The sequence below is a fragment of the Novosphingobium organovorum genome (assembly GCF_022832435.1).
GTDB classification, from domain to species: domain Bacteria; phylum Pseudomonadota; class Alphaproteobacteria; order Sphingomonadales; family Sphingomonadaceae; genus Novosphingobium; species Novosphingobium organovorum.
In genome coordinates this window covers 1-1,391 of sequence record NZ_JALHLF010000233.1, presented here as the reverse complement: position 1 = coordinate 1,391, position 1,391 = coordinate 1, and the positions used below count along the sequence as shown (strand labels likewise).

Below are 1,391 nucleotides of genomic sequence, written 5' to 3'. Positions count from 1 at the left end.
ACCGGATAGGGTGGATGGCTCCCGCTCACGGCATCAAAGTGCCAAGATGGGTTGCTGTCATGCAACCCGAGCAGAGGAGCCATCCGCTATGGAGATTAGCACGATCGGCCTGGATTTGGCCAAGAATGTTTTTCAAGTTCACGGTGTCAATGCGGCCGGTGAGGTCATAGTACGCAAGGCCCTGCGGCGTGCGCAAATGCTGCCGTTCTTCCGGAAATTGTCGCCATGCCTGGTCGGGATCGAGGCATGCGGCACATCCCATCATTGGGCGCGTGAATTGATCAACCTTGGTCATGAGGTACGACTGATGCCGCCCGGCTACGTCAAACCCTATGTGAAGCGCGGCAAGAATGATGCCGTTGATGCCGAGGCGATTTGCGAAGCTGTCATGCGTCCGACGATGCGGTTTGTTGCTGTGAAGTCTCGTGAACAGCAGTCTGCGCTATCCCTGCATAGAGCACGTAGCTTGCTGGTGCGTCAACGGACGCAGTTGGTGAACATGATGCGCAGCATGCTGGGAGAGTTCGGCATCGCTATTCCGGAAGGCATTGAGAAAGCACTGACTATGGCACGCCAGATAGTCGATGGTGAGATCGAAACAGGCCTTCCCGCAGAGGCGACGATGATTGTCGGCATGCTATCGCAACAAGCCATCGACACACATGCCCGGCTTCAGAAAATAGACAAGGCTTTGAATGCCCTTCAACGTAGCGATGAAGTTGCGCGACGCTTGTCGACCATCCCCGGCGTAGGGCCTGTCGGCTCTACCGCTTTTGCTGCGTCGGTAAGCGACCCTCATCAGTTCAAGTCAGGGCGTCAGTTTGCCGCCTGGCTGGGCCTGACACCATTGCAGAAGCCCAGTGGCGGGAAAGACCGTCTGGGCCGGATCACCAAAATGGGCGATAAATATTTGCGGCAGTTGCTCGTCATTGGTGCAACCGCGTTAGTCCGCTCTGCCAAATGCAAGCCAGATGCCGCCGATCCACGACTTGTTGCGCTACTGGAGAGAAAGCCGGTCAGAGTCGCAACCGTGGCTATGGCCAACAAGATGGCCCGCATCATCTGGGCCCTTATGACACGCGCGGAGACCTATCAAGCACGTCATCTGCCCATGCTGGCGGGGTCATATTGAGGAAACAAGCTGAAAAGACCAGCTTCACGATGTTGTAAGCGCGAAGCGATGTGATGGCGATACCGGGCAGACCGGGAGCCGGGACAACCCTACGACTGTCAAAGGCTTCAAAGCCTGAAAACCCGATTGGGACCTGGTTCGCGAACCCCATCAGGGCCAGCAGTCTCTACCGACTGCGACAACAGGCCGGACAGACGACTGCAACCGACCGATCGTCAATGCGTCAATTTGTACTTGCAACGCGGGAGCCATCCACAGA

Annotated in this window: 1 protein-coding gene; it reads left to right on the top strand. The window is 56.8% G+C overall.

The genetic code is table 11. The features are described from left to right. Positions 1-88: 88 nt before the first annotated feature. Complete coding sequence (locus MTR62_RS20935) at positions 89-1,132, top strand: IS110 family RNA-guided transposase (protein WP_244024587.1); 1,044 nt, start codon at positions 89-91, stop codon at positions 1,130-1,132. The last annotated feature ends 259 nt before the right edge of the window (positions 1,133-1,391 follow it).

Coding starts and splice junctions, on each gene's coding strand:
- MTR62_RS20935 (WP_244024587.1), top strand. CDS start 89: ATGGAGATTAGCACGATCGGCCTGGATTTGGCCAAGAATGTTTTTCAA.